Source organism: Enterobacter cloacae complex sp. 309I3, assembly GCF_050031595.1.
GTDB classification, from domain to species: Bacteria; Pseudomonadota; Gammaproteobacteria; order Enterobacterales; family Enterobacteriaceae; genus Enterobacter; species Enterobacter cloacae.
Map to the genome: position 1 here is coordinate 4,080,520 of NZ_JBLGWI010000001.1, position 26,565 is coordinate 4,107,084.

Below are 26,565 nucleotides of genomic sequence, written 5' to 3' on the forward strand. Positions count from 1 at the left end.
CACGGAGTGTAAGATGTCCCGTAATTTCTCTCTCGCGGTTGCCTTTTTGACAACGGCCCTCTCCGGCCAGGCTCTGGCCGACGGTATCAACAGTTTTTCCCAGGCCAAAGCGGCAGGCGTGAAGGTCAACGCCGACGTGCCGGGCGATTTCTACTGTGGTTGCAAAATTAACTGGCAGGGTAAAAAAGGGATCGTTGACCTTGGATCCTGCGGCTATAAGGTGCGTAAAAACGAAAACCGCGCCAGCCGCATCGAGTGGGAGCATGTGGTTCCGGCATGGCAGTTTGGTCATCAGCGCCAGTGCTGGCAGGATGGCGGACGTAAAAACTGCGCCAAAGATCCGGTCTATCGTCAGATGGAAAGCGATATGCACAACCTGCAGCCGGCGGTTGGCGAAGTCAATGGCGATCGCGGCAACTTTATGTACAGCCAGTGGAACGGTGGCGAAGGTCAGTATGGCCAGTGCGGTATGAAGGTTGATTTTAAAGAGAAAGTCGCTGAGCCACCCGCCCGGGCACGCGGCAGCATTGCCCGCACGTACTTCTATATGCGCGATCGTTACAACCTCAACCTTTCCCGCCAGCAAACCCAACTGTTTAACGCCTGGAATAAACAATACCCGGTCACCGAGTGGGAATGTCAGCGCGACGAACGCATCGCCAGGGTCCAGGGGAATCATAACCCTTACGTCCAGCGGGCTTGCCAGGCGCAAAAGAGCTAACCTACACTAGCGGCAATTCGCTTACACAGCATGACACATGGAATTTTTGACTATGCGTATTCCTCGCATCTATCACCCTGAACTGATTACCGCTGGCCGCGAAATCGCCCTGTCTGACGATGCCGCCAACCATGTTGGCCGCGTGCTGCGCATGGGGGCAGGCCAGGCGATTCAGCTGTTTGACGGCTCCAACCAGGTTTTCGACGCGGAAATTACGCGGGCGGATAAAAAAAGCGTGCACGTCAATGTGCTGCGCGGCGAAATCGATGACCGTGAATCGCCGCTGCACATTCATCTGGGCCAGGTGATGTCGCGCGGGGAAAAGATGGAGTTCACCATTCAGAAATCCATTGAACTGGGTGTAAGCCTCATTACGCCACTTTTTTCTGAGCGCTGCGGCGTTAAACTGGACGCGGAACGTCTGAACAAGAAGATCCAGCAGTGGCAGAAAATTGCCATTGCTGCCTGCGAACAGAGTGGCCGCAACCGTATTCCGGAGATCCGCCCGGCGATGGACCTGGAAGACTGGTGTGCAGAAGAGGAGAGCGGGCTCAAGCTCAATCTCCATCCGCGCGCCAGCGCCAGCATCAATACGTTGCCGCTGCCCGTTGAGCGTGTACGCCTGCTGATTGGCCCGGAAGGCGGCCTGTCGGCAGATGAAATTGCCATGACGGCGCGTTACCAGTTTACTGATATTCTGTTGGGACCTCGCGTTCTGCGCACTGAGACAACGGCACTCACAGCCATCACCGCGCTACAGGTGCGGTTTGGCGATCTGGGTTGACCCATTAACGGAGAAGAACATGATCAAGCTCGGCATCGTGATGGACCCCATCGCAAACATTAACATCAAGAAAGATTCCAGCTTCGCCATGCTGCTGGAAGCGCAACGACGCGGCTATGAGCTCCACTATATGGAGATGAACGATCTTTATCTGATCAACGGTGAAGCCCGCGCACGCACCCGCATCGTTAACGTCGAGCAGAATTACGACAAATGGTACGAATTCGGCAGCGAGCAGGATATTGCGCTCGCCGATCTCAATGTCATCCTGATGCGTAAAGATCCTCCGTTCGACACCGAATACATCTACTGCACCTATATCCTTGAGCGCGCAGAAGAAAAAGGGACGCTTATCGTCAATAAGCCGCAGAGCCTGCGCGACTGCAACGAAAAGCTCTACACCGCCTGGTTCTCCGATCTGACGCCGGAAACGCTGGTGACCCGCAGCAAAACACAGCTTAAGGCATTCTGGCAGAAGCACGGTGATATCATCATGAAGCCGCTGGACGGCATGGGCGGTGCGTCTATTTTCCGCGTAAAAGAAGGCGACCCGAATATCGGCGTGATTGCCGAAACGCTGACCGAACTGGGTACGCGTTACTGCATGGCACAGAACTATCTGCCCGCGATTAAAGATGGCGATAAACGCGTCCTGATCGTGGATGGTGAACCCGTGCCTTACTGCCTGGCACGTATCCCGCAGGGGGGCGAAACCCGTGGCAATCTGGCGGCCGGTGGTCGTGGCGAACCGCGTCCGTTAACCGAAAGCGACTGGGAAATTGCCCGCCGCGTCGGCCCAACGCTGAAAGCCAAAGGCCTGATCTTTGTTGGCCTGGATATCATTGGCGATCGTCTGACCGAAGTGAACGTCACCAGCCCGACCTGCATTCGTGAAATTGAAGCGGAATTCCCGGTCTCGATCACCGGAATGCTGATGGACGCCATCGAAAAACGTCTCCAGAAATAACTTACCAATACTATTAGTGACAGCACCCCGGTTTGTCCGCATACTGGGGCTGTCGCTTTTTAAACCAGGAAACAGTACCTCTGACAATGAATTTACAGCATCACTTTCTTATTGCCATGCCTGCTCTCCAGGACCCGATTTTCCGCCGCTCCGTGGTTTATATTTGTGAATACAATGAAGACGGCGCGATGGGCATTATCATCAACAAACCGCTGGAAAACCTGCAGGTTGAAGGGATTCTGGAAAAGCTGAAAATTACAGCTGAAGCGCGCCTGCCGGAAATCCGTCTTGATAAACCGGTAATGCTGGGTGGCCCCCTTGCAGAGGATCGCGGGTTTATCCTGCATACGCCGCCCATTTTCTCTTCCAGTATTCGTATCTCTGACAACACGGTAATCACCACCTCCCGCGATGTGCTGGAAACGCTGGGCACCGCAGAGCAGCCTTCCGAAGTGCTGGTGGCTCTGGGTTACGCCTCCTGGGAGAAGGGTCAGCTTGAACAGGAGATCCTGGATAACGCCTGGCTCACCGCACCTGCGGATATGAATATCCTGTTTAAAACCCCTATCGCCGATCGCTGGCGTGATGCGGCGAAACTGATTGGCATTGATATTCTGACCATGCCAGGCGTAGCGGGGCACGCGTAATGAGCGGCACACTTCTGGCCTTCGACTTTGGCACGAAAAGCATTGGCGTCGCCGTCGGCCAGCGTATCACCGGCACCGCTCGCCCGCTCACGGCCCTTAAGGCGAACGACGGCACACCGGACTGGAACCTCATTGAGCGTCTGCTCAAAGAGTGGCAGCCAGACGATGTGATTGTCGGTCTGCCGCTGAACATGGATGGCACTGAACAGCCGCTTACCGCCCGCGCGCGTAAGTTTGCCAATAAAATCCACGGTCGCTTTGGCGTTTCCGTGAAACTCCACGACGAACGATTGAGTACCGTCGAAGCGCGTGCCGGCCTGTTTGAGCACGGGGGTTTCCGCGCACTCAACAAAGGCAGCGTCGATTCGGCTTCTGCCGTCATTATCCTCGAAAGCTATTTCGAACAGGGTTACTGAGCGCCGGGGCCTACAACCGCCCCTGCGCCCGTCGCTCTGCCAGGCTCTGGTCAAAGTTCTGCATCCCCGCCTGCTGACCGGTTTGAATAATCCCGGGCAACTGCCACGTTTTACCTTCGCGGATAAGGTTCGCTGCCGCTGGCGTATTCACCAGCAGTTCATACAGCGCGACGCGCCCACCCTGCAGGTCGGGAAGCAGTCTTTGCGCCAGCACCGCCCGCAGGCTGCCGGCCAGCTGATTACGCACCGGGTCTTTCTCCTGCGCCGGGAACGTATCGACCAGCCGTTCAATCGCCTGAGAGGCACCGCGCGTGTGCAGCGTCGCCAGCACCAGATGCCCGGTTTCAGCGGCCGTCAGCGCCAGGCGGATCGTTTCGCTGTCGCGCAGTTCTCCCAGCAGGATGACATCCGGATCTTCACGCAACGCAGCGCGAAGCGCCTCGGCAAATGAGGGACTGTGCAGGCCTATCTCCCGCTGCTGAATCAGGCAACGTTCGCTCTGATAGACAAACTCCACCGGATCTTCCAGCGTCAGAATATGCCCATCCGTCTGGTGATTAAGAAAATCCACCATTGCCGCAAGGGTGGTAGATTTGCCGCTGCCGGTTGCCCCCGTCACCAGTATCAGCCCACTGTCGTGGGATAAGAGTTCCGGGATAGCCCGGGGAACACCCAAAGCGGAGAGCTGCGGACAGGCCCGGGGCAACAGGCGTAGCGTGATGGAGTTGCCCTTCATCTGTTTAAAGGCACTTGCGCGCAGACGCTGGTTTCCCGTAAGGGTCACGGCAAAATCCACCTGCCCGCTTGCCCACCATGCCCCCTGCTGCTCATCGTTGAGCCACGTTTTCAGTAACGCATCCACATCGGGAGAGGGAAAGGGAGCCGGTTCAAGGCGGCCTACTCTGCGCCAGCGCGGTGGCGAATCACTGCACAGGTGTAGATCGGAGACATTATGCTTTACACTAAGGGCCACAATTTCTTCCACATCCATACATTACTCCTCGGAAAATGAACAACATTGCGCATAACCTGGCACAGGTCCGGGACAAAATCTCAGCCGCAGCAACACGTTGCGGCCGTGCTTCAGAAGAAATTACGTTACTTGCAGTGAGCAAAACCAAGCCTGCGAGCGCCATCGCAGAAGCGATTGATGCAGGCCAGCGTGCATTTGGTGAAAACTACGTGCAGGAAGGCGTGGATAAAATTCGCTACTTCCAGGAGCAGGGGAATACCGGCCTGCAATGGCACTTTATTGGCCCACTGCAGTCGAATAAAAGCCGTCTGGTGGCAGAGCACTTTGACTGGTGCCATACCATCGACCGTCTGCGCATTGCCACACGTCTGAACGATCAGCGCCCGGCGGAGATGCCCGCGCTTAACGTGCTGATTCAAATCAACATCAGTGATGAAAACAGCAAGTCCGGCATTGCGCTGAGCGAGCTGGATGCGCTGGCGGCTGAAGTGGCCGCGCTGCCGCGCTTAACCCTGCGCGGTTTGATGGCAATCCCGGCGCCTGAGTCAAGTTATGAAAGGCAGTTTGCCGTGGCACAGCAAATGGCTGTAGCATTTGAGGCGCTTAAAGCGCGCTATGAAACGGTAGACACGCTTTCTCTGGGCATGTCGGATGATATGGAAGCCGCCATCGCGGCAGGCAGCACTATGGTGCGCATCGGCACGGCAATTTTCGGTGCGCGCGACTACACCCAATAATAAGGAAACCTGAGGAACGCCATGAAGACGTTGACTTTCCTGCTCTCAACGGTCATTGAGCTGTATACGATGGCGCTTTTGCTGCGCGTCTGGATGCAGTGGGCCCGCTGTGATTTTTACAACCCGTTCTCGCAGTTTGTCGTGAAAATCACCCAACCTGTTGTGGGGCCGCTGCGCCGTATTATTCCGGCGATGGGTCCCATTGACAGCGCATCTCTGCTGGTAGCGTTTATTCTGAGCGTTATCAAAGCGATTGTGCTGTTTATGGTCATCACCTTCCAGCCGATCATCTGGATTGCTGCCGTCCTGATCCTGATTAAAACCATCGGTCTGCTGATCTTCTGGGTGCTGCTGGTCATGGCCATCATGAGTTGGGTCAGCCAGGGCCGCAGCCCGGTGGAATATGCATTGATTCAGCTGGCCGAACCGCTGCTGCGCCCTATCCGCAACCTGCTCCCGTCAATGGGCGGCATCGACTTTTCCCCGATGATCCTGGTTCTGCTGCTGTATGTCGTTAATATGGGCATTGCCGAGCTGTTACAGTCCACGGGCGATATGCTGCTGCCGGGGCTGTGGATGGCGCTATGAGTGCAGTAAGCACCTGCGCTAATGGGCTGGTTTTACGGCTGTATATTCAGCCGAAAGCCAGCCGTGACAATATTGTTGGACTGCATGGCGACGAGTTAAAAGTCGCCATCACCGCCCCACCGGTAGATGGCCAGGCAAATGCGCATCTGACCAAATATCTGGCAAAACAGTTTCGCGTTGCCAAAAGCCAGGTCATCATAGAAAAGGGTGAACTTGGGCGGCATAAACAGGTAAAAATCCTTAATCCGCAAACTATCCCGACGGAAGTCGCGGCTCTGATTTAACAGGATAAAACGATGCAGAAAGTTGTTCTCGCTACCGGCAACGCCGGTAAAGTGCGCGAGCTGGCCTCGCTATTAAATGATTTTGGGCTGGATGTGGTGGCGCAGACCGAGCTGGGCGTGGAGTCCGCCGAAGAGACCGGCCTGACGTTTATCGAAAACGCGATCCTGAAAGCACGCCATGCCGCACAGGTCACCGGCCTGCCCGCGATTGCCGATGATTCCGGTCTGGCGGTTGATTTTCTGGGCGGTGCTCCGGGCATTTACTCTGCCCGCTATTCAGGCGTGGACGCCACCGACCAGCAGAATCTGGAAAAGCTGCTTGTCGCCCTGAAGGATGTGCCTGACGAACAGCGTACCGCGCAGTTCCACTGCGTGCTGGTCTATATGCGTCACGCTGAAGACCCCACGCCTGTCGTCTGCCACGGCAGCTGGCCGGGGGTGATTACCCGTGAAGCAGCCGGTAACGGCGGCTTTGGCTACGATCCGATTTTCTTTGTCCCGACTGAGGGCAAAACCGCTGCGGAACTGACCCGCGAAGAGAAAAGCGCGATTTCCCACCGAGGACGCGCCCTGAAACTGTTACTGGAAGCCCTGCGTAATGGCTAATTTGCCGCCTCTGAGTCTTTATATTCATATCCCCTGGTGCGTGCAGAAATGTCCGTACTGCGATTTCAACTCGCATGCGCTGAAAGGTGAAGTGCCGCACGATGATTACGTTGCGCATCTGCTGGCCGACCTGGATGCCGATGTACCTTACGCGCAGGGACGTGAAGTGAAGACCATTTTTATTGGTGGCGGTACGCCGAGCCTGCTGTCAGGCCCGGCGATGCAGACGCTGCTGGACGGCGTGCGTGCGCGCCTGAATCTGGCAGCGGATGCTGAAATTACAATGGAAGCCAACCCCGGTACCGTTGAGGCCGACCGTTTTGTCGAGTATCAGCGGGCGGGCGTGAACCGGATTTCCATCGGCGTGCAGAGCTTTAGCGAGCCGAAGTTAAAACGACTGGGGCGTATTCACGGCCCGGAAGAGGCGAAGCGGGCGGCAAAGCTGGCTACTGGGCTGGGTCTGCGCAGTTTTAACCTCGACCTGATGCACGGCCTGCCGGATCAGTCGCTGGAAGAGGCGCTGGACGATTTGCGTCAGGCGATTGCCCTGAACCCGCCGCATCTTTCGTGGTATCAGCTGACCATCGAGCCCAATACGCTGTTTGGCTCTCGTCCGCCGGTGCTGCCGGATGACGATGCGCTGTGGGATATCTTCGAGCAGGGCCATCAACTGTTGACCGCCGCAGGCTATCAGCAGTACGAAACGTCGGCCTATGCGAAGCCGGGCTACCAGTGCCAGCACAACCTGAACTACTGGCGCTTTGGCGACTATCTGGGCATTGGCTGCGGCGCGCACGGTAAAGTGACGTTCCCTGACGGGCGTATCCTGCGTACCGCAAAAACGCGCCATCCGCGCGGGTATATGGAAGGTCGTTATCTCGAACGTCAGCACGATGTCGAGGCGGTGGATAAGCCGTTTGAGTTCTTTATGAACCGCTTCCGCCTGCTGGAAGCCGCGCCGCGTAAAGAGTTTGCCCTTTATACCGGGTTGCCGGAAACCGTGATTCGCCCACACATTGACGAGGCGCTGGCACAGGGGTATCTCACGGAATGTGAGGAATACTGGCAGATCACCGAGCACGGCAAACTGTTCTTAAACTCCCTTCTTGAGCTGTTCCTCGCCGAAGAATCTGAAGGCTGATTCAGGATTTTGCATCCCGTTCTGCCAGCTAAGGGAAAGGCTGGCAGAGTGTGGGGATGGAAAAATCAAAACAACTCCGCAAACAAATGACGCCCGAAGAGATACGCCTCTGGTATTTGCTCAGAGGTCGTCGCTTCTTTGGGTATAAGTTTCGCCGTCAGATGCCGATTGGTGCGTATATCGTGGATTTTGCCTGCTTTAAGGCAAAGCTAATTGTTGAGCTGGATGGGGGGCAACATCAGGAAAAAGAGGAGTATGACTCGCATCGTACCGAGTTTTTAAATACCAACGGATGGGAAGTCGTACGGTTCTGGAATAATGAGTTTCGCGTTAACGAAGAGGAAGTGTTGCATATCATTCTTCAACGACTGCAGAGCCTGATGCCCTCACCCTAACCCTCTCCCACAGGGAGAGGGAACGATTACACCCTCTCCCATGGGGAGAGGGCTGGGGTGAGGGGCCCTGCGCGCAGAGGGGCTACTTCAACGTCCCCACCAGTGCCTTCCTGCTATCTTCCAGCGACACCACGCGTTTACACACGTCTTTACCGAACTGCTGGAAATCGGCTTCCTGATTCTTCCACTCGTTCTGAATCGAGGTCTGCAGACCGCCCAGGCTACCCAGCACGCCCTGCAGCGGGTTACCGCCGCCTTTCAGTACCGCTTTGGCGCCCATCTCGTTAATGCTGTCCTGCAGGATGCCGCCCATGGCCTGATTCACCAGCTGCTGGCCGTCAGCACGCACCTGATCAATCGCTTTGTAGTGGAACGTCAGGCCGTCGGTACGATGCTCGATAATCCGGTTCATCTGCTCTTTCAGCTGTTTGTCGAGCTTCGTCAGGCGGGTGCGCATGTTGCTGATCTCACCTACCTCTTTGGTAATGATCTTGTCCAGCGCGACGCGGCCTTTTTCAACGCGGGTCAGGGCGCCTTCGTCAATCCACGGCAGCGCAGTACGCAAATCGGCCTGGTAGTCTCTGGCCTGCTCACGCTGCGCGGCGGTCAGGTTGTACTGTTTGCCATTGAACGTGACATCACCCTGCGGCGTGATGACCAGATTGCCGTTCTCACCTTTAACCTGAACGGTTTGCGGACTTAACACCACGTCATCACGCGGGGTGACGCTACATTTATACTCCGCATGGGCGGTGAATCCGGTTGCCATTAAGACAACAGCCAGCAACGTTTTGCGCATCTTTAACACTCCCTCAGACAAAATGGGCCAGCTAATGCTGGCCCCTGACTTCTTTATTAGTCCCACCAAACGTCGAAAAGTTCGCTGACGCGAACATCTTCCAGTTTGTGGTCTTCAAGCCATTTACGTACCAGCGCCTGATGTTCTTCGGTGCATTTACCCACTTCCTGGGTGCAGATAAGACCTTCCCACGCCAGATAGCCGCTACCGTCGAAGGCCAGCTTGTTTGGCTCGATCACCTCGTTGATGAACGCATCAACGTCCTGATCGATCTGCTCAACGCTGGTGCCTTCCGGGAAACGCCAGGCAACGGAGAAGCCCACTTCCTGGAATTCTTCGATGTGCATCTTTTTACGCAGACGACGGCTACGATTCTTTGCCATTATTTCACCCTCTCGAACATTAAGTCCCATACGCCGTGACCAAGACGATGGCCACGCTGTTCAAATTTCGTTACCGGACGCGATTCCGGACGCGGTACATAGTCGTTGCTCTCTGACTGGTTTTTATACCCGTCCAGAGACGACATCACTTCCAGCATATGTTCCGCATACGGTTCCCAGTCGGTCGCCATATGGAAGACACCGCCCAATTTCAGCTTACTTTTTACCAGCTCAGCAAACGGCGCCTGAACGATACGGCGCTTATTATGACGTGCTTTGTGCCACGGGTCAGGGAAAAAGAGCTGAACCATGTTCAAAGAATTGTCAGGAATCATTTTGTGCAGCACTTCTACCGCGTCGTGACACATGACGCGCAGGTTCTCGACCCCCTCTTCGTGGGCGGTGGCCAGACACGCGCCAACGCCTGGGGAATGCACTTCTATGCCGAGGAAGTTCTGCTCCGGGCGGGCTTTCGCCATGGTCACCAGCGAGGTGCCCATACCAAAGCCGATCTCCAGGGTCACTGGCGCATCGCGACCGAACAGGTCGGCAAAGTCGAGCGGCTGCTCGCTGAACTCAACGCCCATCACCGGCCAGTAGTTGTCCAGCGCGTGTTGCTGCCCTTTTGTCAGGCGACCCTGACGGCGGACAAAGCTGCGAATACGGCGCAGCGGGCGACCGTTTTCATCAAATTCCGGTGAAATGACGTCGTTTTTCATAAAAGAGTTGTCTGCTTGTGAGAATGTTCGGGAAACGGGCATTATCCAAAGTTAAGGCTTCTATGCAAGCATGGGAAAGATCCGGTTTACAGCAGATTGACGCTGTGCTGCAATCGGCGTCCCTGATTATACGAATCGATGACCATGCAAGCCTCTCAATTTTCAGCCCAGGTGCTGGACTGGTACGACAAATACGGGCGTAAAACCCTGCCCTGGCAAATTGAAAAAACGCCTTACAAAGTATGGCTCTCCGAAGTGATGTTGCAACAAACGCAGGTTGCCACGGTGATCCCTTACTTTGAGCGTTTTATGGCGCGCTTTCCCACGGTAACCGATCTGGCCAACGCGCCGTTAGATGAGGTGCTGCACCTGTGGACAGGGCTTGGCTATTACGCCCGCGCGCGCAATCTGCACAAAGCCGCACAGCAGGTCGCGACGCGCCACAACGGTAAATTCCCGGAAACCTTCGACGAGGTGGCGGATTTACCCGGTGTCGGACGATCCACCGCGGGTGCCATCCTCTCACTGTCCCTCGGCAAACATTTCCCGATCCTTGACGGTAACGTGAAGCGCGTGCTGGCACGTTGCTATGCGGTTGACGGCTGGCCGGGGAAAAAAGAGGTCGAAAAGCGGCTGTGGGAGATCAGCGAAGCGGTGACCCCGGCAAAGGGCGTGGAGCGGTTTAACCAGGCGATGATGGATCTCGGTGCGATGGTCTGCACGCGCTCGAAACCAAAATGCGAGCTCTGCCCGCTCAATAACCTGTGCGTGGCGTACGCAAACCATTCATGGGCGCAGTATCCCGGTAAAAAGCCGAAGCAGACGCTGCCGGAGCGCACCGGTTACATGCTGTTGATGCAGCACGGGGACGAGGTCTTTCTGGCGCAGCGCCCGCCGAGCGGCCTCTGGGGTGGTCTATACTGCTTCCCACAGTTTGAAGATGAAGCCACGCTCCGGGCCTGGCTTAAACAGCGCGGCATTGCTGCCGATAACCTGACGCAGCAGACCACGTTTCGCCACACTTTCAGCCATTTCCATCTGGATATTGTGCCGATGTGGCTTCCCGTGTCCTCCGTTGCCTCGTGCATGGATGAAGGCACCGCTCTCTGGTATAACTTAGCGCAACCGCCATCAGTCGGGCTGGCGGCTCCCGTGGAGCGCCTGTTACAACAATTACGTGCCGGTGCAATGGTTTAGCATCGGCTAAAAAAGAGGAATGAGTATGGCCAGAACCATTTTTTGTACTTTCCTGCAGCGCGACGCTGAAGGCCAGGACTTCCAGCTCTATCCGGGCGAACTGGGTAAGCGCATTTATAACGAGATCTCCAAAGAAGCCTGGGGACAGTGGCAGAAAAAACAGACCATGCTGATTAACGAGAAAAAACTCAGCATGATGAACCCGGAACACCGCAAGCTGCTGGAGCAGGAGATGGTGAACTTCCTGTTCGAAGGTAAAGACGTCCACATCGAAGGTTATACGCCGCCGGAAAAATAACAGCGCGCGGGGGAAACCCCGCCGTTCAAGCAAACACAACACGCACTCCCGGAATGATGAAAAAAATTTTAGCGCTAGCCCTTGTTGCGCCGTTGCTTGTCTCGTGTTCATCCAAAAAAGGCGATGAATACAATGAAGCCTGGGTTAAGGACACCAACGGTTTTGATATTTTGATGGGGCAGTTTGCCCACAACATCGAGAACATATGGGGATTTAACGAAGTTCTTATCGCCGGACCTAAGGATTACGTTAAGTACACCGACGCCTACCAGACCCGTAGCCACATCAACTTCGATGACGGTACGATCACGGTTGAAACCATCGCGGGAACTGACCCTGCGGCGCATTTACGGCAGGCCATTATCAAAACCCTGCTGATGGGCGACGATCCGGGTTCAATCGATCTCTACTCCGACGCTGACGACATTACCATTTCTAAAGAGCCGTTCCTGTACGGTCAGGTCGTGGACCAGACCGGTCAGCCAATCCGCTGGGAAGGCCGCGCCACGAAATTCGCCGACTATCTGCTGCAAACGCGTCTGAAAAGCCGCACCAACGGCCTGAAAGTGATTTATAGCGTCACAATTAACCTGGTGCCGAACCACCTCGACAAGCGTGCGCATAAGTATCTGGGCATGGTGCGTCAGGCGTCACGTAAATATGGCGTGGATGAGTCGCTGATCCTGGCGATCATGCAGACCGAATCGTCCTTTAACCCGTACGCCGTGAGCCGTTCCGACGCGCTGGGGCTGATGCAGGTTGTCCAGCACAGCGCCGGTAAAGACGTGTTCCGCGCACAGGGGAAATCCGGCACGCCGAGCCGTAGCTATCTGTTTGACCCGCAAAGCAACATTGATACCGGTACGGCCTATCTGGCGATGCTGAATAATGTCTATCTGGGCGGGATTGATAACCCAACCTCACGTCGTTATGCGGTCATTACCGCGTACAACGGCGGTGCAGGCAGCGTGCTGCGTGTCTTCTCGAATGACAAAGTGCAGGCCGCAAATATCATCAACAGCATGGCGCCGGGGGATGTGTACGCCACCCTCACCACCCGCCACCCGTCTGCGGAATCCCGTCGTTATCTGTATAAGGTGAATACGGCGCAGAAGAACTATCGTCGCCGCTAGAAAATAACACCCCTCACCCTGCCCTCTCCCAAAGGGAGAGGGTATTCAAGTTCCCTCTCCCTTTGGGAGAGGGTTAGGGTGAGGGGGCATCAGGCCGCACCTACCCCATCTCACCCCACCCATACGAAAATGTTATTTGCATCACAATCCAAACTGCAAATTAATGTGGATTGCATTTTTTTGCGGGAGGTAACAAAACATATCGTTGCCAACTGATAGAATTGCATCAAATAACAACCCTGAATGTTCCTATAACAACATATCTCCCGCTCACTTGTGAGGAAAGTAACATGAACCTTAAGCTGCAGCTTAAAATATTGTCGTTTCTGCAGTTCTGCCTGTGGGGTAGCTGGCTGACTACACTCGGCTCCTATATGTTTGTGACGCTCAAGTTCGATGGTGCGTCAATCGGTGCCGTCTACAGCTCGCTGGGTATCGCGGCGGTCTTTATGCCAACGCTGCTGGGGATCGTGGCGGATAAATGGTTGAGTGCGAAATGGCTGTACATGCTTTGCCACCTGGTGGGCGCGGGCACGCTGTTTATGGCAGCCCAGGTCACCACGCCGGGGGCGATGTTTATGGTGATCCTGCTTAACTCGCTGGCCTACATGCCAACACTTGGGCTGATCAACACCATCTCCTACTACCGCCTCAAATCCGCCGATATGGATATCGTGACCGACTTCCCGCCTATCCGTATCTGGGGCACCATCGGTTTTATTATGGCAATGTGGGGCGTGAGCTTCGCGGGCTTTGAACTGAGCCATATGCAGCTCTACATCGGTGCGGCGCTCTCCGTGGTGCTGGCACTGTTTACCCTGACGCTGCCGCATATTCCGGTATCTAACCAGCAGAAAAACCAGAGCTGGAGCACCATGCTCGGCCTGGACGCCTTCGCGCTGTTTAAAAACAAACGCATGGCGATCTTCTTTATCTTCTCCATGCTGCTGGGCGCGGAACTGCAAATCACCAACATGTTCGGCAATACCTTCCTGCACAGCTTCGATAATAACCCGCTGTTCTCAGGCAGCTTTATCGTTGAACATGCCTCGGTAATGATGTCCATCTCGCAGATCTCTGAGACGCTGTTCATCCTGACCATCCCGTTCTTCCTGAGCCGCTACGGCATCAAGAACGTCATGCTGATCAGTATTGCCGCGTGGATGCTGCGCTTCGGCCTGTTCGCCTACGGCGACCCAAGCCCGTTCGGCACCGTGCTGCTGGTTCTGTCGATGATTGTTTACGGCTGCGCCTTCGACTTCTTCAACATCTCCGGTTCGGTGTTTGTGGAAAAAGAGGTGAAACCTGAAATCCGCGCCAGCGCACAGGGTATGTTCCTGATGATGACCAACGGCTTCGGCTGTATCCTGGGCGGCGTGGTGAGCGGTAAAGTGGTTGAGATGTATACCACCAACGGCATTACCGACTGGCAGCCAGTGTGGCTTATCTTCGCCGCATACTCGCTGGTGCTGTTCTTCGCGTTTATCGTGCTGTTCCAGTACAAGCATGTACGCGAACCGCACGGCGCACAGCCAGTCGCGCATTGATTATTGTGCCGGGTAGGCGAAGCCGCCACCCGGCTATTTTATTGCAGCAAGCACCCACCCCACCGACAGCAAATCCGCGCTGCCGCCCGGGCTCAGGTTGCGTTCAATTAATGCGTTATCCATTCTACGCAACGCTTCACCATCCCAGCCGTCAGCCAGCAGTTCCCGCGCATAGTCCTGAACGTAGCCCAGCCCCTCAATGCCGCCGCGCGACACCAGATTGCTGTCCTGATTGATTGCCATCAGGCGTAACAGCAGGCCGTGAAGTGAATGTCCGTTCCACTGCGCCAGCGCTTTACGCACCGTCGCAAATCCACTCTCCGCCTCGCCGCGCGCGCCGGTTAAGCCGTACTGCCGGAACTGCCGCTCCCCCGCCGTCGCCTGCCCTCTGCGTTCGGCCAGCTCCCGCGAAACCAGCCCGTGGCAGATGTTACTCACCTCACAACAGAGGCTTTCTGCGGAGATATTTTTCACACGCCCGGCGGCGAAGCAGAGTAAACCAAGGGCAAAAATGCCCCCTTTGTGCGTGTTCACCCCGTTCGTCGCGGCATACATCGCCTGCTCACAGGCCATCCCCATCGGGCGGAGGATCCGTAACTGTTCGCCTGCGGGTTTATCGGCATGCGTGTTACCCAACTCAGCAAAGCGCGAAAACCACGGCGTAATCGCCATAATGCTGCGGACAAACAGCGCGTGATCCATATCGCGATGGGAGCCGTTATTGAGCCTGTCCACCAGCCCCGGTTTCGGTGTCAGCGCCAGCTCCTGCCACAGCGCCTCTGCGGCAAGCGCGGGGACGTTAAGCGGGCGCGGTTTAGTCGCGAGCAAACCAGTCATCGATCATCTTCTCCACGCGCGCCACCACCTGCTCCACAGGATGTTTGCGCGAACGGGAACAGGCGTGGGCCGGTTCATCACAAATCAGGCAGCGTCTGAGATGGGAGCCCAGCGACTGACGTCCAACGTGGCCGTTTTCAGGGCAAATCACATCCAGATCCCACAGCCTGCCAAGCGGGTGCGTCTGCTCCAGCTCTGCACAGTGGGCTTTGATTTCTGCCGCGGGATGGGCCACGCACCACAGCGCTTCGGGCCCGGTCGGGAGCCACAGCACCTGGCGGTCCAGCACCTGCCAGCGGTTTTCCCACAGCAGCTGGTCGCACATTTGTAACGCCACGCCCATGGTGTTGCGATAGCGCAGGCTGTCTTTGATCTCCCCGGGTGTTACCAGCGTGAGGGAGATCACCGGTTGTTGATAGTGCTTAAGCCAGTCAGCCTGACGGGCTGCGCGGCGCTCTTTCGCCGCAAGCAGCGCGTCCAGGCTGACACCCGCCCGCACGGGTGTCGCAATGGTCATATTCACTCCTTTACCTGTCGAACGGTGTCGATCACGCTGCCGTCGCGGTAGCGGATCACCCCGACAATTTTGTCGGTGAACTCAATTGGTTTCGGTACGCCTGTCAGCGAAATTGCCCGCTCATAGAGGGCGTTGATATCCACAACCTTCAGCCCTGCTTCCATGAGGCGTTCGCGGATCTCCGGGCGCGCCGGGTTGACCGCAATGCCGTGATCGGTGACCAGCACGTCGATGCTTTCGCCCGGCGTGAGGCGTGTGGTAACGCGCTTCACCACCGTCGGAATGCGGCTACGCAGCAGCGGCGCAACGACGATGGTCAGGTTCGCCGCGGCGGCCACGTCGCAGTGCCCGCCGGACGCGCCGCGCATCACGCCATCGGAGCCGGTAATGACGTTAACGTTGAAATCGACGTCAATCTCCAGCGCGCTGAGGATCACTACGTCGAGCTGGTCGCAGCTTGCCGCCTTACTGCCGGGGTTGGCGTAGACGTTAGTGGAGATCTCCACGTGGTTCGGGTTGCGCGCCAGCGAGGCCGCCGCCTGGCCGTCGAAGCACTGGGTATCGAGCAGCTTTTCGATCAGCCCCTTCTCGTGCAGATCTACCAGGCTGCCGGTGATGCCACCCAGCGCAAAGCGTGCCTTCACGCCGCTGCGCTCCATCTTCTCTTCCATAAAGCGGGTGCAGGCGGTGGCCGCCGCGCCGGAGCCGGTCTGCATCGAGAAGCCCGGTTTAAAATAGCCGGAGTGCTCAATCACATCCGCCGCATAGCGGGCAATCATCAGCTCGCGCGGGTTACTGGTGACGCGCGCCGCGCCGACGCTGATTTTTGCCGGATCGCCCACGCTCTCCACCTGCACGATGTAGTCCACCTGATCCTGCACCAGGCTGGCGGGCATATTGGGGAACGGCACCAGCGCTTCCGTCAACAACACCACCTTGCGGGCAAAATGGGCGTCCACCATCGCGTAGCCCAGCGAGCCGCAGCACGATTTCCCGTGCGTGCCGTTGGCGTTACCAAACTCATCGCTGCACGGCACGCCAAGAAACGCCACGTCAATGTTCAGCTCACCGTCCTGCAGCAGCTTTACGCGCCCGCCGTGAGAGTGAATTTGTACCGGCTCGTTCATCAGCCCGTGGGAGATGGCATCCGCCAGCTTGCCACGCATGCCGGAGGTGTAGATCCGGGCGATCACCCCGCTTGCAATATGCTCGATCAGCGCGTCGTTGCAGGTCATCAGCGAGCTGGAGGCGAGGGTCAGGTTTTTGAAGCCCATCCGCGCCAGCAGCGCCACGACGGTGTTGATCACCCGGTCGCCTTCACGAAACGCGTGGTGGAAGGAGATGGTCATTCCGTCCTTCAGGCCGCTACGCCTCACCGCCTCTTCAATGGAGGCGCAGAGTTTACGGCTGTGTTTCGCGTCGCTGTCCGCCAGCCACGGCGTGGCGCTGTGGGCGGTATCAAACGGTTTTAACTCCCGCAGATGGGGAAAATTCACATGGAGAAGTTCTGTCTGGTTCATTGTGTCATCCTTACCGACGCACGCCGGAGGCCGCCGCGCGTTCGAGCACCACCTGCGCGTGGTTAATAATCGGTGCATCCACCATCTTGCCGTTGAGCGACACCACGCCAAGGCCGTTACGTTCGCCCTCTTCTGCCGCTTCAATCACCCGCATGGCGTGATCCACCTCTTCCTGGGTCGGCGCGTAGGCGTTATGCAGCAGGTCTATCTGGCGCGGGTTGATCAGCGATTTGCCGTTAAAGCCCATCTTGCGGATCAGATCGACCTCGCGCAGGAATCCGGCCTCATCGTTAACGTCTGACCACACCACGTCGAAGGCGTCGATGCCTGCTGCGCGAGCAGCGTGCAGCACGGCGCAGCGGGCGTAGAACAGCTCGGTGCCGTCGCCGCGCTCGGTCTGCATGTCCATCACGTAGTCAAAAGCCGCCAGCGCAATGCCGATCAGGCGCGGCGAGCTACGGGCAATCGCCACGGCGTTGATAACGCCAATGGCCGATTCAATCGCCGCCATCACGCGGGTGGAACCAACCTCGCGCCCGCACTCCTGCTCGATACGCTCAAGGTGGCCTTCCAGCTCGTAGATGTCGTCCGGGGTGTCGGTTTTCGGCAGGCGGATCACATCCACGCCGGCACGCACGGCGGCTTCCAGATCCAGCAAGCCAAACGGCGTGCTCAGCGGGTTAATGCGCACCACGGTTTCGATGTCCTGATACATCGGGTGCTGCAGGGCGTGGAACACCAGCATTCGCGCGGTGTCTTTCTCGCGCAGAGCAACGGCATCTTCAAGGTCAAACATGATGGAGTCTGGACGGTAGATAAACGCGGTTGAAAGCATGGCGGCGTTGGCGCCCGGCAGGAACAACATACTGCGGCGGAGTTTGCTCATTTCAGCGCCCCCCAGTTAATGGCCTGTTCATCGGCAGCACGCAGAAGCGCACTTTGCAGGCGGGCGCGGATCACACAGTCCAGCGCCCCTTTGTCTTCAATAATGATAAGTCCCTGGTGCACGTTCATGGCGCGCAATGTCTCGTTGACCACCTGGCGAATTTGCTCGCCAAACTGCTTAATCACTTCACTGTGGATGACTATCTCCAGCTCGCCGTGAGCGGGAGCAATTTTCACCATCAGGTCGCTGGACTCCTGCGTTCCGGCCAGCGCCTCCCTTACAATTTTCATGATAAATTCCTGGTAGTTAAGCGACTTCGGCACTCGCACGGTAGTGTGTTTCGAGGTGCGCGAAGGTGGAGTCCGGGACAATCTCCCGGATCCGGGAAAACTGCTGAGTCTTGAGCAAGCGGCGCACTTCGGACGCTGAAATGGCATTGCCGGTGGCCTTGATGCGCGGCATTTCCACCACCTCAATCTGCGGGCTCAGCAAGGCGTGCAGCGTCTGGTTGTACTGACGGGTGATATCGCAAAACGGCTCGGAACCGATAAAACGATGGGTAATGCCCAGCGCCGGTGCGATAAAGTCGCGGAAGATCAGCACGTCGATTTCGCTCCACGCCTGCTGCACTTTGCCGGTCTCTTTCAAAAAGTAGGCCGGGAAGGTGGCGCGGGAGATGATGTACTGCGAGCCTTCGTGCACGGTCACATTTGGCAGATGCGCGACGCCCGCACGCACCATTCCGAGGCGCGCGCTGAACGGAAAGAACGAGGCATCTTCACGCACCACAAACAGGTGCAGGGCGTCACACTGCATCGCCGCCTGCTCCACCAGATGACGGTGGCCGAGGGTGAACGGGTTGGCGTTCATCACTATCGCGCCAGTCTTCTCCCCGCCCTTGCGCATCCTGCCCAGGGAACGGCAGTAACGCTCGATCCCCTGCGGAGTGTTCTCCATCAGCACGGCGTTGTTGCCGCTCTGGGCAATCGGCCAGAAGCCGCTACGCGCAAAGCGCTCCTTATTGCACGGTCGCGTGCAGAGGAAGAGGTGAAAATGACCGCGCTCCAGCGCCGCATTCTGCACCTCCGCCAGCAAGCGCGCACTGAGGTTCTCGCCGCGAAGCTGCTCGTTCACGGCCACACACTTGATGACGTTGGCGGCAAGACCGGCGCAACCCACCAGCTGCGCGCCGGACCAGGCTTCGACAAACAGCGTGATGTCGTTGTCCAGGCCAAGGCCGCTGTCTGCCAGCAGATAACGGATCTGGCTTAAGCGTTCCGGGTGTTTCGCCACCAGCGTGTGGCGAAAATCGATGGGTTGACTGTTCATGCCGCCTTTCTCAGTGTGCCGCCGCAAGCCCGGTGGCTGGCGCTTCCACAATCACGTTGCTCAGATGACCGATATGCTCGATCTCCACTTCAATGCGATCCCCCTCTTTCATAAACAGCGGCGGATTACGCTTTTTACCCACCCCGCCCGGGGAGCCGGTGATGATCACATCGCCCGGACTTAAGCGGGTAAAGGTGCTGATGTACTCGATCAGCTCCGCAACCTTGTGGATCATGCTGCTGGTGTTATCTTCCTGCACCATGCGGCCATTCAGCCAGGTGCGGATCGCCAGCCTGTGCGGGTCCGGGATCTCATCGGCCGTTGCCATCCACGGGCCAAACGCGCCGGTCTGACGCCAGTTCTTACCGGCAGTAAACCAGGTGTGCTGCCAGTCGCGGGCGGAGCCGTCCATGTAGCAGCTGTAGCCCGCCACGTGGCGCAGCGCCTCGTCACGGCTGATGTTTTCCCCGCCCTTGCCGATGATCACCGCCAGCTCGCCTTCGTAGTCGAATTCGCTGGAGTGACGCGGCTTCAGCACCGGCTCGTTGTGGCCGGTCTGCGAATCCGGGAAGCGCACGAACAGCGTCGGTGCCGGGTTGTGCTGGTCAAACTCCTTGCGCTTGTCGGCGTAGTTCATGCCGACGCAGAGGATTTTTTCCGGCTGCTCAATCACCGGTAAGAAGGTGATGGCGCTCATCGGCACGTCCACGGTATCGTTCAGGTAACGGGTGGCCTGCGCCAGCCCGTTGCCCTGCAGCAGCGCTTTGAGGTCGCTGTAGCGGTCGCCGAGACGGCGACCTAAATCAATCACACCTTCGGCCTGGACGATGCCGTAGCTGCGTTTTCCCTGGTATAAAAAGCTTGCGAGTTTCATTGTTCTTTCCTGAAAACTTAAACGAGGAAGTTGCCCAGAATCAGCAGTGAGATAGAGACGTTAATCGCGCCGCCGATACGGGTAGCAATCTGGGCGAAGGGCATCAGGCTCATACGGTTGCCTGCGGTCAGGATCGCCACGTCACCGGTACCGCCCTGGCCACTCTGGCAGCAGGAGACGATGGCGACATCAATCGGGTGCATACCAATCTTTTTGCCGACGAAGAAGCCGGTCGCCACCAGTGAAGAGACGGTACTGATAATCACCAGCAGGTTAGTCAGCGTGAAGGCCGCGACCAGTTCATGCCATGGGGTGATCGCCACACCGACCGCGAAGAGGATGGGATAGGTCACCGAGGTCTGGAAGAATTTGTACACCACCTGAGAGCCTTCCAGCAGACGCGGAGAGGCACCGTTGCAGAGCTTCACCAGCACCGCCATAAACAGCATGCCAACCGGCGCAGGCAGACCAATCAGCTTGTGGCCGAGCATGCCCAGCATGTAGAGCAGCACCGCCAGCAACGCACCGGAGGCGATGGTGGTGACGTCCGCTTTGCCAGAGAACGCCGGTTGAGAAACGGTGGCATCGGCATTCGCGCGGTTCGGCATCAGCTGACCTTCACCGGTCAGGTGTGGATAACGCTTGCCCAGCTGGTTCAGACAGCCGGAGATGATGATAGCGGTCAGCCCGCCGAGCATGACCATCGGCAGCACGCGACCGAGCGCCACGCCCTGATCCATGTGCAGCAGGGTGGCGTAGCCGATGGAGAGCGGGATAGCCCCTTCGCCCACGCCGCCTGCCATAATCGGCAGAATGATAAAGAAGAAGATCTGGAACGGCTCAAGACCCAGCGCCAGACCCACGCCCATCCCCACCAGCATGCCGACGATCTCGCCGCACAGCATCGGGAAGAAGATGCGCAGGAAGCCCTGAATCAGCACGGTGCGGTTCATGCTCATGATGCTGCCGACAATAATGCAGCAGATGTAGAGATAAAGAATGTTGGTGGATTTATAGAACTTAGTGGTGGATTCCACTACCACATCCGGCAAAAGGCCGTAATAGACCAGCGCGGAGGGGATAAAGGTGGCGCAAATCGCCGCCGCGCCGAGCTTGCCGACAATCGGCAGGCGTTTGCCGAACTCACCGCAGGCAAAACCGAAGAACGCCAGCGTCGCCACCATCACCACGATATCGCTTGGCAGTTTTCCGCCCAGACAATCAATGGCAATCAGCGCGCCCGCCAGGACAAACAGCGGCAGAGGAATAATCCCGATTTTCCAGGTATCCATAATATGCCACCAGCGCTCTTTGAGCGATGGCCGCTGAATATCAATCGGGTCGTGGGTAACAGAGAAAGAATCGTCAGTTGTGCTCATAATAAGCCCCTTAGTTATTTTGTGCGTTCAGCTTAGAGTCACAAAGGCTTACTTTATGTGAGGAATGGCATATTAAAAGCGAAGTTTTAATGGCGACTATGGTTTTAATGGTTTCTTTTATTTAATGTGATTTGCCCCTTATTTATTGCCGTGGTTTTTATGGTTTCTTTTCTAAACCGAACAAACAAATAACATTTACACGGTGGTGTTTAAGGGAAAACCCTTTCAGATAATTCTTTTGCAGGCCTTGCTGTGCAAGGGATCACAAGTTTTCGGCAAAGCGGGTATCCACGCGAAAAAAGATGATATATTGACAAACTTCGTTGATACCACGCGTGATTGTTATGAAAGTATCGTTTCAGATTAAGCTGTTTGTTTCGCTGGTTGTCTTTTTCTCAGTGCTTTTTGCTTTGCTGGGCGGATATTATTATGTCGACGTTAGCCGACAGCTTTATCAGGAAATGAGCGCACGCGCAAAAATACAGGCGGAAGAGATCGCCCTTATTCCGTCATTACGAAAAGAGGTCGAACAAAAAGATATCAACGCCATTCACGATTTTATGCAGAAAATAGCCACCCACAGTGATGCCAGTTTTATTGTGATTGGCGATAACAAAGGGCTGCATCTGTTTCATTCCGTTTTTGCGGACAGAGTGGGCCATACGCTGGTCGGCGGAGACAACGAAGAGGTGCTGCGCGGTAAAAGCACCACCACTATCCGCAAGGGAGGATTAGGCATTTCGCTGCGCAGCAAAGCGCCCATTTTTAACGATACCGGTCAGGTAGTGGGAATTGTCTCGGTAGGCTATCTCACCAGCTATCTTGAAACCATCACCGTCAGTAAAGTGGTTAACATCCTGATCGCCGCCGTACTGTTACTGCTTGCCCTTTTTATCTTCTCCTGGTTCTTTACCCGCAGTATCAAGAAGCAGATTTTCTCCCTGGAGCCGCGAGAGATTGGTCTGCTGGTGCGCCAGCAGAAGGCGATGATGGAGTCCATTTATGAAGGGGTGATCGCCATTGACGATGAACGGCGAATAGAAGTGATTAACCAGGCGGCACGCAAACTGCTGGGCCTGAGCCAGCCGGCCCGGGAACTGCGCGGGCAGCTGATAAGCGAGGTAATCGATCCTGTTCCGTTCTTCGAAACACAAACGATGCTCGCCAAAGATACCCATGACGAGATTTGCCGCTTTAACGATCTCACGGTGATCGCCAGCCGGGTGCGCATCATGCTTGAGAACTCTCTGCAGGGCTGGGTGATCACCTTCCGCGATCGCAACGAGATCGACTCGCTCAGCGCCCAGCTCAGCCAGGTTAAACGCTATGTTGATAACCTGCGCATTATGCGTCACGAGCAGCTAAACCGGATGACCACTCTCTCCGGCCTGTTGCATATGGGCCGCTACGAGGAGGCGATTGGCTACATTCAGGCGCAGTCGGAACACGCTCAGGAGCTGCTGGACTTTATCTCTTCGCGCTTCAGCTCCCCGACACTGTGCGGCCTGCTGCTGGGGAAAGCCGCGCGGGCGCGGGAGAAAGGCGTCGAGCTGAACTTCGACCCGATCTGTCGTCTGGACAGACCGTTCCTCGCGCTGCCTGAGGAGGCGCTGATTTCTATCATTGGCAACCTGCTGGATAACGCCATTGAAGCGACCCAGCGCTCGCCGCTTCCGCATGCTCCTGTGGAAGTGCTGATAAAACTGAGCGAACAAGAACTCATCATCGAAGTGGCCGATCAGGGCGTTGGCATTGAACCGGAGATCCGTGACAGGATATTTGAGCGCGGCATCACCACCAAAACACGCGGCGATCACGGCATTGGTTTGTATCTGATCGAAAGCTATGTCACACAGGCTGGCGGTGCAATTGAGGTTGCCGATAACACGCCGCGGGGGGCGATTTTCTCACTGTTTATCCCCGCCACGGGAACCGCCCGGCATCCCGCACAGGAACAGGAAGATACCGATTATGCAACATGAACTTATCGACGTACTGATAGTTGAAGACGAGAACGAACTGGCGCAACTGCACGCAGAGCTGATCGGCAAACATCCGCGTCTTAGACTGGTGGGGATTGCCTCGTCGCTGGCGCAAGCGCAGGTTGAGCTTGAAAGTAAACAGCCGCAGCTGATGTTGCTGGATAACTACCTGCCGGACGGGAAAGGCATCACCCTTATCAGTAACCCGATGCTCGCCCGCGCCAACTGTTCGGTGATTTTCATCACCGCCGCCAGCGATATGGACACCTGCAGCCAGGCCATTCGTAACGGGGCGTTTGATTACATCCTGAAGCCGGTTTCCTGGAAGCGGCTCAGCCAGTCGCTGGAGCGTTTTGTGCAGTTTGCTGAGCAACAGCGGGTCTGGAAGATTGTTGACCAGCAGAACGTCGATTCTTTATATCAGCTACAGGCGAAAAACTACCGCCAGGACAACGGCAGCAAAGGCATTGAGGAAAATACGCTGGCGCGGGTGCAGGCGCTGTTTAACGACAAGGCGACGCACTGTTTTACGGTGGATGAGGTGGTGAGTGAAACGGGTCTGAGTAAAACCACCACCCGGCGCTATCTGGAGCATTGCGTGGAGGCAGGTTTTCTGACGGTGGAGATGCTGTACGGCAAGATTGGGCATCCGCGGAGGATGTATAAACGTAGTGCGGTTTGAAGAAAAGTTCCCTCTCCCTGTGGGAGAGGGTTAGGGTGAGGGCAACAGCCCGCACTATCTCAATACATACCCATAAAGCCGCTTAATCCCGTCGGCATCCTTTTCGCTGTATACGCCCTGCAGCTCCGGCGAGAAGCCCGGCAGCAGGTTAATCCCCTCTTCCAGCGCAAGGAAGTAGCGCTGCACCGCCCCGCCCCAGACTTCTCCCGGCACCACGCACAGTACACCAGGCGGATACGGCAGCGCGCCTTCGGCAGCAATGCGCCCTTGCGCATCACGGATGCGCACCAGCTCCACGTTCCCGCGAATGTACGCCTGATTGGCATCCTGCGGGTTCATCACCACCGCGGGCAGGCTCTCCTTGCGGAACATCGCTTTCTGCAGATCTTTCACATCAAAACTGACGTAGAGATCGTGCATCTCCTGACACAGCTGGCGGAGTGTGTAATCCCGGTAGCGTACCGGGTATTTCTGATAGATGGTCGGCAACACGTCCGCCAGCGGCGTATCGTCTTCAATATGCTGTTCAAACTGGCCAAGCATCGCCACCAGCTGCGCCAGCTTCTCGCTGCTTTCGGCAGGCGTCAGCAGGAAGAGGATCGAGTTCAGATCGCACTTCTCCGGCACGATGCCATTTTCCCGCAGATAGTGCGCAAGGATGGTCGCCGGAATACCAAAATCAGTATATTCCCCGGTTTCAGCATCGATGCCCGGCGTGGTCAGCAGTAGCTTGCACGGATCGACAAAGTACTGATCGCGGGCATAGCCCTCAAATCCGTGCCATTTGGCCCCCGGCTCAAAGCTGAAGAAGCGACGTTCGCTGGCGATGGCCTGAGTTGGATGATCCTGCCACGGACGGCCTGCCACCACTGGCGGAATAAACGGTTTGATCATACGGCAATTTGCAATGATCGCCTTACGCGCTTCAATCCCCAGCTCGACGCACTCCGCCCACAGCCTGCGTCCGCTCTCCCCTTCGTGAATTTTTGCGTTCACATCCAGCGCCGCAAACAGGGGATAAAACGGGCTGGTGGAGGCGTGCAGCATAAATGCGTTGTTCAGGCGTTTGTGCGGACAGAAACGCGCCTGACCCCGGATGTGGTTATCCTTTTTATGGATCTGCGAGGTTTGCGAGAACCCGGCCTGCTGTTTATGCACCGACTGGGTCACGAAAATGCCCGGATCGTTCTCGTTCAGCTCCAGCAACAGCGGGGAGGTTTCCGCCATCATCGGAATAAATTGCTCGTAGCCCACCCACGCAGAGTCAAAGAGGATGTAATCGCACAGATGGCCGATCTTGTCGATCACCTGACGGGCGTTGTAGATCGTGCCATCGTAAGTACCAAGCTGGATCACTGCCAGGCGGAACGGGCGGGGCTCGTCTGCCTTCTCCGGCGCAACGTCGCGGATCAGATTGCGCAGGTACGCGTCGTCAAAGCAGTGTTCGTCAATCCCACCGATAAAGCCAAACGGGTTACGCGCCGCTTCCAGATACACCGGCGTCGCGCCCGCCTGAATCAGCGCCCCGTGATGGTTAGATTTGTGGTTATTGCGATCAAACAGCACCAGATCGCCACGGGTCAGCAGCGCGTTGGTCACCACCTTGTTGGCCGCCGACGTACCGTTCAGCACGAAGTAGGTTTTATCCGCGTTGAACACTTTCGCGGCGAACTTTTGCGCATGCTTGGCGGAACCTTCGTGGATCAGCAGATCGCCGAGCTTCACGTCGGCATTGCACATATCGGCGCGAAAAACGTTCTCACCAAAGAAGTCATAGAACTGTCGTCCCGCCGGGTGTTTTTTGAAAAACGCCCCGTGCTGGTGGCCCGGACAAGCAAAAGTGCTGTTGCCCATTGCAACATACTGGCTCAGGGTGTCGAAAAACGGCGGTAACAGGTTCTCTTCGTAACGACTGGCGGCAGATTCCAGTTCCAGGAACTCCTGCGCTTTACCCGAGATGACAGCCGTGGCGCCATCGGGCACGTCCGTCGGCTCTTGCGAGAATAAATAGACCGGTAAATGAAAGCCCGTGCGTTTCAGCAACGCAAGAATGCCACTGCGACTCTCCGCGAGCGTAATGACGACTGCCGCCACATCGGTAAAATCAGTGTTATCCAGCGTCACCTTTTCGCGATGCGTGGACACAGTGGAAACCAGCTCACGGCTGACGGCGATTTTCATGGTTTTCATAGGCGCTATATACCCTCACCGAATGGTGAGACAG

At 56.7% G+C, this 26,565-nt stretch carries 30 protein-coding genes; 17 read left to right on the top strand and 13 right to left on the bottom strand.

What is annotated here, in order from left to right; all coding sequences use genetic code 11:
* Positions 1 to 13 precede the first annotated feature (13 nt).
* From endA to ruvX, 5 genes are all read left to right on the top strand, one after another.
* Complete coding sequence (endA, locus tag ACQG22_RS19505) at positions 14 to 721, top strand: deoxyribonuclease I (RefSeq protein WP_246932805.1); 708 nt, start codon at positions 14 to 16, stop codon at positions 719 to 721.
* 52 nt (positions 722 to 773) lie between these two features.
* The gene (gene rsmE, locus ACQG22_RS19510) at positions 774 to 1,505 is read left to right on the top strand and encodes a 16S rRNA (uracil(1498)-N(3))-methyltransferase (RefSeq protein ID WP_013098662.1); all 732 of its coding nucleotides are present in this window, start codon (positions 774 to 776) and stop codon (positions 1,503 to 1,505) included.
* 19 nt (positions 1,506 to 1,524) lie between these two features.
* The gene (gshB, locus tag ACQG22_RS19515) at positions 1,525 to 2,472 is read left to right on the top strand and encodes a glutathione synthase (protein WP_023620782.1); all 948 of its coding nucleotides are present in this window, start codon (positions 1,525 to 1,527) and stop codon (positions 2,470 to 2,472) included.
* Between the two features lie 86 nt (positions 2,473 to 2,558).
* On the top strand, positions 2,559 to 3,119 hold the full coding sequence (locus tag ACQG22_RS19520; protein ID WP_013098664.1) for a YqgE/AlgH family protein: 561 nt from the start codon (positions 2,559 to 2,561) through the stop codon (positions 3,117 to 3,119).
* The gene (gene ruvX / locus ACQG22_RS19525) at positions 3,119 to 3,535 is read left to right on the top strand and encodes a Holliday junction resolvase RuvX (protein ID WP_006811925.1); all 417 of its coding nucleotides are present in this window, start codon (positions 3,119 to 3,121) and stop codon (positions 3,533 to 3,535) included. Before ACQG22_RS19520 ends, ruvX begins: the two co-directional genes overlap by 1 nt.
* 10 nt (positions 3,536 to 3,545) lie before the next feature.
* Here the strand turns inward: ruvX and ACQG22_RS19530 are convergent, their stop codons facing one another.
* The gene (locus ACQG22_RS19530; protein WP_029883139.1) at positions 3,546 to 4,526 is read right to left on the bottom strand and encodes a type IV pilus twitching motility protein PilT; all 981 of its coding nucleotides are present in this window, start codon (positions 4,524 to 4,526) and stop codon (positions 3,546 to 3,548) included.
* A gap of 17 nt (positions 4,527 to 4,543) precedes the next feature.
* Between ACQG22_RS19530 and ACQG22_RS19535 the strand changes: the two genes are divergently transcribed.
* The 6 genes from ACQG22_RS19535 to ACQG22_RS19560 are packed head-to-tail and all read left to right on the top strand — an operon-like array spanning position 4,544 to position 8,259.
* Positions 4,544 to 5,245: a YggS family pyridoxal phosphate-dependent enzyme gene (locus ACQG22_RS19535; protein WP_020687058.1), complete on the top strand. Its 702-nt coding sequence runs from the start codon at positions 4,544 to 4,546 to the stop codon at positions 5,243 to 5,245.
* A 21-nt stretch (positions 5,246 to 5,266) separates the two neighbouring features.
* Positions 5,267 to 5,833 carry a YggT family protein gene (locus tag ACQG22_RS19540; RefSeq protein WP_013098667.1) on the top strand — a complete coding sequence of 189 codons (567 nt, stop codon included), beginning with the start codon at positions 5,267 to 5,269 and terminating at the stop codon, positions 5,831 to 5,833.
* Positions 5,830 to 6,117: a DUF167 family protein YggU gene (gene yggU / locus ACQG22_RS19545; protein ID WP_161670622.1), complete on the top strand. Its 288-nt coding sequence runs from the start codon at positions 5,830 to 5,832 to the stop codon at positions 6,115 to 6,117. The genes ACQG22_RS19540 and yggU overlap by 4 nt, the downstream gene beginning before the upstream one ends.
* A 12-nt stretch (positions 6,118 to 6,129) precedes the next feature.
* Positions 6,130 to 6,723, top strand: coding sequence for an XTP/dITP diphosphatase (locus ACQG22_RS19550; protein ID WP_013098669.1), 594 nt, complete (start codon positions 6,130 to 6,132; stop codon positions 6,721 to 6,723).
* Positions 6,716 to 7,864, top strand: a complete 1,149-nt coding sequence (gene hemW / locus ACQG22_RS19555; RefSeq protein ID WP_130626698.1) for a radical SAM family heme chaperone HemW — start codon at positions 6,716 to 6,718, stop codon at positions 7,862 to 7,864. The genes ACQG22_RS19550 and hemW overlap by 8 nt, the downstream gene beginning before the upstream one ends.
* Before the next feature lie 56 nt (positions 7,865 to 7,920).
* The gene (locus tag ACQG22_RS19560; protein WP_038420556.1) at positions 7,921 to 8,259 is read left to right on the top strand and encodes an endonuclease domain-containing protein; all 339 of its coding nucleotides are present in this window, start codon (positions 7,921 to 7,923) and stop codon (positions 8,257 to 8,259) included.
* An 82-nt stretch (positions 8,260 to 8,341) separates the two neighbouring features.
* On the opposite strand, the gene ACQG22_RS19565 is transcribed toward ACQG22_RS19560, so the two are convergent.
* The 3 genes from ACQG22_RS19565 to trmB are packed head-to-tail and all read right to left on the bottom strand — an operon-like array spanning position 8,342 to position 10,160.
* Entirely contained in the window at positions 8,342 to 9,058 is a 717-nt protein-coding gene (locus ACQG22_RS19565) for a DUF2884 domain-containing protein (RefSeq protein ID WP_369706545.1), read from the bottom strand.
* 56 nt (positions 9,059 to 9,114) lie between these two features.
* On the bottom strand, positions 9,115 to 9,441 hold the full coding sequence (locus ACQG22_RS19570) for a YggL family protein (RefSeq protein ID WP_003862421.1): 327 nt from the start codon (positions 9,439 to 9,441) through the stop codon (positions 9,115 to 9,117).
* Positions 9,441 to 10,160 (bottom strand): tRNA (guanosine(46)-N7)-methyltransferase TrmB, encoded by a 720-nt coding sequence (gene trmB, locus ACQG22_RS19575; protein ID WP_020689542.1) that lies wholly within the window; start codon positions 10,158 to 10,160, stop codon positions 9,441 to 9,443. The genes ACQG22_RS19570 and trmB overlap by 1 nt, the downstream gene beginning before the upstream one ends.
* A gap of 138 nt (positions 10,161 to 10,298) precedes the next feature.
* Between trmB and mutY the strand changes: the two genes are divergently transcribed.
* The 4 genes from mutY to ACQG22_RS19595 all read left to right on the top strand — a co-directional run bounded on the left by mutY (position 10,299) and on the right by ACQG22_RS19595 (position 14,335).
* Complete coding sequence (gene mutY, locus ACQG22_RS19580; protein ID WP_040021718.1) at positions 10,299 to 11,357, top strand: A/G-specific adenine glycosylase; 1,059 nt, start codon at positions 10,299 to 10,301, stop codon at positions 11,355 to 11,357.
* A 25-nt stretch (positions 11,358 to 11,382) separates the two neighbouring features.
* A complete protein-coding gene (locus ACQG22_RS19585; RefSeq protein ID WP_013098674.1) occupies positions 11,383 to 11,655 on the top strand; it encodes an oxidative damage protection protein in 273 nt (90 codons plus the stop codon).
* Positions 11,656 to 11,711: 56 nt separating this feature from the next.
* The gene (gene mltC / locus ACQG22_RS19590; RefSeq protein WP_013098675.1) at positions 11,712 to 12,788 is read left to right on the top strand and encodes a membrane-bound lytic murein transglycosylase MltC; all 1,077 of its coding nucleotides are present in this window, start codon (positions 11,712 to 11,714) and stop codon (positions 12,786 to 12,788) included.
* A 290-nt stretch (positions 12,789 to 13,078) separates the two neighbouring features.
* Positions 13,079 to 14,335 carry a nucleoside permease gene (locus ACQG22_RS19595; protein ID WP_013098677.1) on the top strand — a complete coding sequence of 419 codons (1,257 nt, stop codon included), beginning with the start codon at positions 13,079 to 13,081 and terminating at the stop codon, positions 14,333 to 14,335.
* Positions 14,336 to 14,368: 33 nt separating this feature from the next.
* On the opposite strand, the gene citG is transcribed toward ACQG22_RS19595, so the two are convergent.
* From citG to ACQG22_RS19635, 8 genes are read right to left on the bottom strand one after another with little or no spacing between them, the layout of a single operon-like run.
* Positions 14,369 to 15,172, bottom strand: a complete 804-nt coding sequence (gene citG / locus ACQG22_RS19600; protein WP_369706544.1) for a triphosphoribosyl-dephospho-CoA synthase CitG — start codon at positions 15,170 to 15,172, stop codon at positions 14,369 to 14,371.
* Positions 15,150 to 15,689, bottom strand: a complete 540-nt coding sequence (gene citX, locus ACQG22_RS19605; RefSeq protein WP_335261103.1) for a citrate lyase holo-[acyl-carrier protein] synthase — start codon at positions 15,687 to 15,689, stop codon at positions 15,150 to 15,152. The genes citG and citX overlap by 23 nt, the downstream gene beginning before the upstream one ends.
* Positions 15,690 to 15,691: 2 nt before the next feature.
* Positions 15,692 to 17,209, bottom strand: coding sequence for a citrate lyase subunit alpha (gene citF, locus ACQG22_RS19610; protein ID WP_058650704.1), 1,518 nt, complete (start codon positions 17,207 to 17,209; stop codon positions 15,692 to 15,694).
* A gap of 10 nt (positions 17,210 to 17,219) precedes the next feature.
* The gene (gene citE / locus ACQG22_RS19615) at positions 17,220 to 18,095 is read right to left on the bottom strand and encodes a citrate (pro-3S)-lyase subunit beta (protein WP_368267558.1); all 876 of its coding nucleotides are present in this window, start codon (positions 18,093 to 18,095) and stop codon (positions 17,220 to 17,222) included.
* Positions 18,092 to 18,385: a citrate lyase acyl carrier protein gene (gene citD, locus ACQG22_RS19620; protein WP_013098682.1), complete on the bottom strand. Its 294-nt coding sequence runs from the start codon at positions 18,383 to 18,385 to the stop codon at positions 18,092 to 18,094. Before citD ends, citE begins: the two co-directional genes overlap by 4 nt.
* A 16-nt stretch (positions 18,386 to 18,401) precedes the next feature.
* On the bottom strand, positions 18,402 to 19,424 hold the full coding sequence (gene citC / locus ACQG22_RS19625) for a [citrate (pro-3S)-lyase] ligase (protein WP_013098683.1): 1,023 nt from the start codon (positions 19,422 to 19,424) through the stop codon (positions 18,402 to 18,404).
* Positions 19,425 to 19,434: 10 nt separating this feature from the next.
* On the bottom strand, positions 19,435 to 20,298 hold the full coding sequence (locus tag ACQG22_RS19630; RefSeq protein ID WP_040021720.1) for a fumarylacetoacetate hydrolase family protein: 864 nt from the start codon (positions 20,296 to 20,298) through the stop codon (positions 19,435 to 19,437).
* Between the two features lie 17 nt (positions 20,299 to 20,315).
* A complete protein-coding gene (locus ACQG22_RS19635) occupies positions 20,316 to 21,677 on the bottom strand; it encodes a 2-hydroxycarboxylate transporter family protein (protein ID WP_013098685.1) in 1,362 nt (453 codons plus the stop codon).
* 344 nt (positions 21,678 to 22,021) lie between these two features.
* On the opposite strand from ACQG22_RS19635, the gene ACQG22_RS19640 reads away from it, so the two are divergent.
* Positions 22,022 to 23,659, top strand: a complete 1,638-nt coding sequence (locus tag ACQG22_RS19640; protein ID WP_222168911.1) for an ATP-binding protein — start codon at positions 22,022 to 22,024, stop codon at positions 23,657 to 23,659.
* Positions 23,649 to 24,341, top strand: a complete 693-nt coding sequence (locus ACQG22_RS19645) for a response regulator (protein WP_014833240.1) — start codon at positions 23,649 to 23,651, stop codon at positions 24,339 to 24,341. Before ACQG22_RS19640 ends, ACQG22_RS19645 begins: the two co-directional genes overlap by 11 nt.
* A gap of 54 nt (positions 24,342 to 24,395) precedes the next feature.
* Here the strand turns inward: ACQG22_RS19645 and ACQG22_RS19650 are convergent, their stop codons facing one another.
* Positions 24,396 to 26,531 carry an ornithine decarboxylase gene (locus tag ACQG22_RS19650; protein WP_102751599.1) on the bottom strand — a complete coding sequence of 712 codons (2,136 nt, stop codon included), beginning with the start codon at positions 26,529 to 26,531 and terminating at the stop codon, positions 24,396 to 24,398.
* Positions 26,532 to 26,565 lie beyond the last annotated feature (34 nt).

Excerpts from the sequence above, each read along its gene's own strand:
- ACQG22_RS19570 (WP_003862421.1), bottom strand. The coding sequence starts at position 9,441 with ATGGCAAAGAATCGTAGCCGTCGTCTGCGTAAAAAGATGCACATCGAA.
- ACQG22_RS19550 (WP_013098669.1), top strand. The coding sequence starts at position 6,130 with ATGCAGAAAGTTGTTCTCGCTACCGGCAACGCCGGTAAAGTGCGCGAG.
- ACQG22_RS19535 (WP_020687058.1), top strand. The coding sequence starts at position 4,544 with ATGAACAACATTGCGCATAACCTGGCACAGGTCCGGGACAAAATCTCA.
- ACQG22_RS19540 (WP_013098667.1), top strand. The coding sequence starts at position 5,267 with ATGAAGACGTTGACTTTCCTGCTCTCAACGGTCATTGAGCTGTATACG.
- rsmE (WP_013098662.1), top strand. The coding sequence starts at position 774 with ATGCGTATTCCTCGCATCTATCACCCTGAACTGATTACCGCTGGCCGC.
- endA (WP_246932805.1), top strand. The coding sequence starts at position 14 with ATGTCCCGTAATTTCTCTCTCGCGGTTGCCTTTTTGACAACGGCCCTC.
- ACQG22_RS19560 (WP_038420556.1), top strand. The coding sequence starts at position 7,921 with ATGGAAAAATCAAAACAACTCCGCAAACAAATGACGCCCGAAGAGATA.
- ACQG22_RS19635 (WP_013098685.1), bottom strand. The coding sequence starts at position 21,677 with ATGAGCACAACTGACGATTCTTTCTCTGTTACCCACGACCCGATTGAT.
- ruvX (WP_006811925.1), top strand. The coding sequence starts at position 3,119 with ATGAGCGGCACACTTCTGGCCTTCGACTTTGGCACGAAAAGCATTGGC.
- ACQG22_RS19585 (WP_013098674.1), top strand. The coding sequence starts at position 11,383 with ATGGCCAGAACCATTTTTTGTACTTTCCTGCAGCGCGACGCTGAAGGC.
- citX (WP_335261103.1), bottom strand. The coding sequence starts at position 15,689 with ATGACCATTGCGACACCCGTGCGGGCGGGTGTCAGCCTGGACGCGCTG.
- ACQG22_RS19595 (WP_013098677.1), top strand. The coding sequence starts at position 13,079 with ATGAACCTTAAGCTGCAGCTTAAAATATTGTCGTTTCTGCAGTTCTGC.
- yggU (WP_161670622.1), top strand. The coding sequence starts at position 5,830 with ATGAGTGCAGTAAGCACCTGCGCTAATGGGCTGGTTTTACGGCTGTAT.
- ACQG22_RS19520 (WP_013098664.1), top strand. The coding sequence starts at position 2,559 with ATGAATTTACAGCATCACTTTCTTATTGCCATGCCTGCTCTCCAGGAC.
- citG (WP_369706544.1), bottom strand. The coding sequence starts at position 15,172 with ATGACTGGTTTGCTCGCGACTAAACCGCGCCCGCTTAACGTCCCCGCG.
- ACQG22_RS19630 (WP_040021720.1), bottom strand. The coding sequence starts at position 20,298 with ATGAAACTCGCAAGCTTTTTATACCAGGGAAAACGCAGCTACGGCATC.
- ACQG22_RS19565 (WP_369706545.1), bottom strand. The coding sequence starts at position 9,058 with ATGCGCAAAACGTTGCTGGCTGTTGTCTTAATGGCAACCGGATTCACC.
- ACQG22_RS19640 (WP_222168911.1), top strand. The coding sequence starts at position 22,022 with ATGAAAGTATCGTTTCAGATTAAGCTGTTTGTTTCGCTGGTTGTCTTT.
- mutY (WP_040021718.1), top strand. The coding sequence starts at position 10,299 with ATGACCATGCAAGCCTCTCAATTTTCAGCCCAGGTGCTGGACTGGTAC.
- ACQG22_RS19530 (WP_029883139.1), bottom strand. The coding sequence starts at position 4,526 with ATGGATGTGGAAGAAATTGTGGCCCTTAGTGTAAAGCATAATGTCTCC.
- citF (WP_058650704.1), bottom strand. The coding sequence starts at position 17,209 with ATGAACCAGACAGAACTTCTCCATGTGAATTTTCCCCATCTGCGGGAG.
- mltC (WP_013098675.1), top strand. The coding sequence starts at position 11,712 with ATGAAAAAAATTTTAGCGCTAGCCCTTGTTGCGCCGTTGCTTGTCTCG.
- hemW (WP_130626698.1), top strand. The coding sequence starts at position 6,716 with ATGGCTAATTTGCCGCCTCTGAGTCTTTATATTCATATCCCCTGGTGC.
- citE (WP_368267558.1), bottom strand. The coding sequence starts at position 18,095 with ATGAGCAAACTCCGCCGCAGTATGTTGTTCCTGCCGGGCGCCAACGCC.
- ACQG22_RS19650 (WP_102751599.1), bottom strand. The coding sequence starts at position 26,531 with ATGAAAACCATGAAAATCGCCGTCAGCCGTGAGCTGGTTTCCACTGTG.
- gshB (WP_023620782.1), top strand. The coding sequence starts at position 1,525 with ATGATCAAGCTCGGCATCGTGATGGACCCCATCGCAAACATTAACATC.
- ACQG22_RS19645 (WP_014833240.1), top strand. The coding sequence starts at position 23,649 with ATGCAACATGAACTTATCGACGTACTGATAGTTGAAGACGAGAACGAA.
- citC (WP_013098683.1), bottom strand. The coding sequence starts at position 19,424 with ATGAACAGTCAACCCATCGATTTTCGCCACACGCTGGTGGCGAAACAC.
- citD (WP_013098682.1), bottom strand. The coding sequence starts at position 18,385 with ATGAAAATTGTAAGGGAGGCGCTGGCCGGAACGCAGGAGTCCAGCGAC.
- trmB (WP_020689542.1), bottom strand. The coding sequence starts at position 10,160 with ATGAAAAACGACGTCATTTCACCGGAATTTGATGAAAACGGTCGCCCG.